The sequence below is a fragment of the Phormidium pseudopriestleyi FRX01 genome, assembly GCF_017313335.1.
GTDB lineage: Bacteria > Cyanobacteriota > Cyanobacteriia > Cyanobacteriales > Laspinemataceae > Laspinema > Laspinema pseudopriestleyi.
Genome location: NZ_JAFLQW010000584.1, coordinates 1 through 3914, shown reverse-complemented (window position 1 = coordinate 3914; position 3914 = coordinate 1). Strand labels below are relative to the sequence as shown.

5 protein-coding genes are annotated in these 3914 nt (G+C 48.0%); 2 read left to right on the top strand and 3 right to left on the bottom strand.

Features of this window, described 5'->3' with window-relative positions; genetic code table 11:
- The first annotated feature begins 62 nt into the window (after positions 1-62).
- Positions 63-773: a hypothetical protein gene (locus J0895_RS22370; protein ID WP_207090203.1), complete on the top strand. Its 711-nt coding sequence runs from the start codon at positions 63-65 to the stop codon at positions 771-773.
- A gap of 57 nt (positions 774-830) precedes the next feature.
- Here the strand turns inward: J0895_RS22370 and J0895_RS22365 are convergent, their stop codons facing one another.
- The 3 genes from J0895_RS22365 to J0895_RS22355 all read right to left on the bottom strand — a co-directional run bounded on the left by J0895_RS22365 (position 831) and on the right by J0895_RS22355 (position 2788).
- The gene (locus tag J0895_RS22365; RefSeq protein ID WP_207090202.1) at positions 831-1664 is read right to left on the bottom strand and encodes a Uma2 family endonuclease; all 834 of its coding nucleotides are present in this window, start codon (positions 1662-1664) and stop codon (positions 831-833) included.
- Positions 1665-1856: 192 nt separating this feature from the next.
- On the bottom strand, positions 1857-2192 hold the full coding sequence (locus J0895_RS22360; protein ID WP_207090201.1) for a hypothetical protein: 336 nt from the start codon (positions 2190-2192) through the stop codon (positions 1857-1859).
- Positions 2193-2200: 8 nt separating this feature from the next.
- Positions 2201-2788 (bottom strand): EndoU domain-containing protein, encoded by a 588-nt coding sequence (locus tag J0895_RS22355; RefSeq protein WP_207090200.1) that lies wholly within the window; start codon positions 2786-2788, stop codon positions 2201-2203.
- 299 nt (positions 2789-3087) lie between these two features.
- Here J0895_RS22355 and J0895_RS22350 point away from each other — a divergent pair.
- A partial coding sequence (locus J0895_RS22350; protein ID WP_207090199.1) for a D-alanyl-D-alanine carboxypeptidase occupies positions 3088-3914 on the top strand: 827 nt, incomplete at its 3' end.

Below are 3914 nucleotides of genomic sequence, written 5' to 3'. Positions count from 1 at the left end.
TGGGCGATCGCAGGATACCAACCTTGACAAAATCAGGAGAGAATAGGAGGATTAAACAGTTTATGCGCACCGATTTAGAAAATGCCGTCGTCACCGAAAGCGAACTAGAGGCGATCGCTGGGGTGGATACAAACGATATTGGGTTAAGTCTAGCCTACCGCCCTACTTTGCTCCAAAATTTGAACAAACTGATATCCTTTGCGATCGCCCAGTTGTTTATCTTGGTCCTCTTTTTCATCTTAATCACCCCACTTGGCATCTTAATGGTTCGCAATTGGGGACTCTCTGGGCAAGAGATGGCGACAACCTTTTATTTTCTGCTATTCACCGGAGGAATCGCTGGAGTTACTACCCTCATCCTCAACTTGTATTTATGGAGGCGATCGCAAAAATTTCAGACCTTTTTAACCCTGCTTGAGGAAATCCAAAAATATAACGAAGTCGTGCGATCGCTCGATATTTTAGATAAAATAGAAGCAGCCGGGGCCGAAATCCAACTCAGCGATCGCCAAGAAGTTATCGCCGCCCTCAGCATCACCCGAGAAAGTTTACTCGGCAGCTTGAGAACCGATAGAATCCTCCGAGAAAATCAAGACCTCATCGACCGTCGCTATGAATTATTTGCTAAAATAGAAAATAATCTAGCCACCTTAAACCACTTAACAATCAGCGATGAAGCCACAGAATATGGGCGATTGCTCAATCAAGCCCTCAAAATTGGCGTCAGCGTCGATCGCGAAATTCGTCGCCTTCAAAATCGGACCTTGAATTAATCGGGCTGCGTCCCTATTTCCCCAAAAATTGAATCAACTCATCATAAATCACCCCAATTATAGGGATTCTAAATCGATTCCCCTCTCCCGGAGTCGTTCTTTCAGTGCCTCTAATTCCGAGAAGGCTTCCTCAGCCCGTTGGCGTTCATCCTCAGCCCGTCGGCGTTCATCCTCAGCCCGTCGGCGTTCATCCTCAGCCCGTTGGCGTTCAATTTTAGCCCGTTGGCGTTCAATTTTAGCCAGTTCTTCTGGCAACAGAATCACATTTCCATCGCCATCAAAAAAACGTAACCAAGTTGCGTTTTCCTGTTGTAAAGTTCCCTCCCAAGTTCCCAACCATAATCCGAGAGAATCGCACCATAACCAACCGCGATCGTCCTTGGTTAACTCCTCATAAGCTTGTCCTGTTAACCTCCATCCCCGCAATGAATCGGGTGCAAAGGGGTCATAGACAAAATACTCAGGGAGTCTAAATGTCCGTTCATAAACGTCCTTTTTGGGTCCAAGGTCCTTTCTGGCAGTAGAAGGCGACATCAACTCTACAATCACATTAGGATACCGTCCATCTTCGTCCCAAACGACCCAACCTTGCCGTTCCTTTGTCCCATCAACATCAAGGGTGACAAAAAAATCCGGGCCTTTAAAGTCCCGATTTCGGGCTTGTTCGCTATTAAAATAAACGAACATATTGCCCCCGGTAAAATAGTCTTTCCGCCCAGCAAAGGCTTCATGTACTGCGGCAATCAGCACATTCATGGCGATCCGGTGACGATTACTTTCCAAGGGTTCTTCATCATCAAAAATTAAATCCGTAGGAGGCATCGGGGGATCCCACTCATCCTCCACCCATATCGGAGTTTGCAGTTCTGGGGTAAGTTCAGCTTTAGTCATAAAATTCCCCACCAATTACTAAATCATGATGTTTTTCAGCAACCCGAGGGACAGGGTAGGGACAAGGCACTGCCCCGTCTTCCCCCACTGTCCCCCGGTTCAATCTATTCTAACAGATATCGCTTCCGGATTTGCCCTAAAAATCAGCAGTTTTAGTTTTTTTAAGCCCTCCTAAAATTATCGGTAAATCCCTCAATTGTTCCTTAAATCAGAAACGGAATTATCAAGCTGTTCTTGCCATTTTAAAACAGCTTCTTTGAACTCCTGGAGAGAAATCGTTTCAATGGGTTCTTCTTCCACCAATAGATTCTCTATCGTTACGGTTGCGGGTGAAAAAATCAAATAGTAGGCATTTCCCGATCGCGTCCATTCGCAAATTTTCCCAGTTTCCAGCGCGGCTATTTGGTCTAATAACTGCTGGACCCATTCTTGGCTATTTTGAATATCCAGAGTCAGAAACTCTAACACCCGACGATGAGCGCTACTTTGGTCAAACCAGTCCGCTTCATTCCACGCTGTTTCCGTCATAATCTTGATTACCTTAAGGGAAAGCCCGTATTAATTTTACCATCTCGATTGGTTGCCCCCGCAATCCGATAAGAACTGCCATTATTCGCGGGACAAAATCTGGTTTGCTGGCTGCTATCTGTTGGTGCATTTAATCCACACCAGGCCCAATTCGGTGCACCGTTCGGACATTGCACCCGATTGGCTTGAGCATAAGCAATGGAATTAATCACTTGTTCTGCGGTACAGCGATCGGGAAACATCGTGGAAAACTTACTTCCTCCCCCAGAGGTATGACTCCATTCTCCCCCGTAAATCCCCTGATTGTCCACGGATTGGGTGACTCTAAATTGTCGGACGGTAGAAGGATTTTGTCCCCGGGGTCGCGCATGAAATCCCACTACACGCCCCTCTCGATTTACTTCCCCACAAAAAATGTGAGCATGATTCACCTGCTGCTGATTATAAGCAGTTACCCAATGGGATGAACTCCCACAATTGATGCTTTGCCCTTGTGCTATACCCTGCAAGAAAGCCACGAGCAAACAGACGACTGCGCCTATTCCGATTGGACGGATGGTTCTCCCGTTCAACAGTTGCCCAAATCTGTGATTCATTTGTGCGTTTAACCTCCGGATTTTACCCATAATTTGAAATTAAATCTCACCTTATCATACCGGCTCTCTCCAGGCAATCCGCAAATTTGCTAGAGATGAATAGGCAAAAGATTGATGAAAAGTGAGGGTTTTGAAGTGAAGTGAGCTAAGACCCAAATTTTAACTGACAAGCGGGCGATCGCCATCCCTAGATGCTCAGAGTCCGACGATTTGATAGGATGAATCTTCAAGGCTTATGTTATCCTCTGTGTCGAATACCTGCACCGACTTCATCCATCCCTATGTTAAGAAATCCCCGTTTGACTGCTGCTGTATTGGTCACCCTCTGTGTACTCGTGACTGCCTGCAATCCTTCAGAAACCCCCCAAACTGAAGTCCCCTCGGCAGAAGACTCGATCGCAGAAATTCCCACTCCCGAACCCCCACAAACTCCGACGATCGCCCCCTTAGATAACCCCGACCCCACGGTTACCGCTGCGATCGCCCAATATATCAACAGCCTCTCCTCCCAAGGATTTGCCTCAGAAAACCAAGGTATTTGGATGCAAACTGGGGAGACCCTCCTCGCCCAACATCAAGGCACCATCCCCCTCCCCGCCGCCTCTCTCACTAAAATCGCCACCTCCCTGGTTACCCTGCAAACCTACGGTCCCGATGGGGAATTCGTCACCCAAATTGGCGCAACCGGACCGATCGCAAATGGCGAATTACAGGGTGATTTAGTCATCCAAGGAGAAGGAGACCCCCTGTTTGTCTGGGAAGAAGCAATGGCGATCGCCAACCGCCTCAACGAAATGGGAATTCAGCGGGTGACTGGGGATCTGGTTATCCTCGACAATTTTTATATGAACTTCGAGACAGATCCGGCGATCGCCGGTAATCTTTTCCTCGAAGGCATCAATGGGCAAATTTGGCCCTCAGAAGCGGAAACCCAATATCAAACCTTACCCCCAGGTACCCCCAGACCCCAAGTGGCGATCGCCGGGACCGTCCGAGTCGCCGCTGCACCCCCTACGGAACTCCAACCCCTCATCCGCCATTATTCCCTTCCCGTTGTAGAACTCCTCAAACGCATGAATCAATACAGCAACAACCCAATGGCGGAAATGTTTGCCGACGCCGTGGG

What these genes read in the sequence shown, in the direction of transcription:
- J0895_RS22365 (WP_207090202.1), bottom strand. Translation starts at nt 1,664, where the DNA reads ATGACTAAAGCTGAACTTACCCCAGAACTGCAAACTCCGATATGGGTG.
- J0895_RS22360 (WP_207090201.1), bottom strand. Translation starts at nt 2,192, where the DNA reads ATGACGGAAACAGCGTGGAATGAAGCGGACTGGTTTGACCAAAGTAGC.
- J0895_RS22370 (WP_207090203.1), top strand. Translation starts at nt 63, where the DNA reads ATGCGCACCGATTTAGAAAATGCCGTCGTCACCGAAAGCGAACTAGAG.
- J0895_RS22355 (WP_207090200.1), bottom strand. Translation starts at nt 2,788, where the DNA reads ATGAATCACAGATTTGGGCAACTGTTGAACGGGAGAACCATCCGTCCA.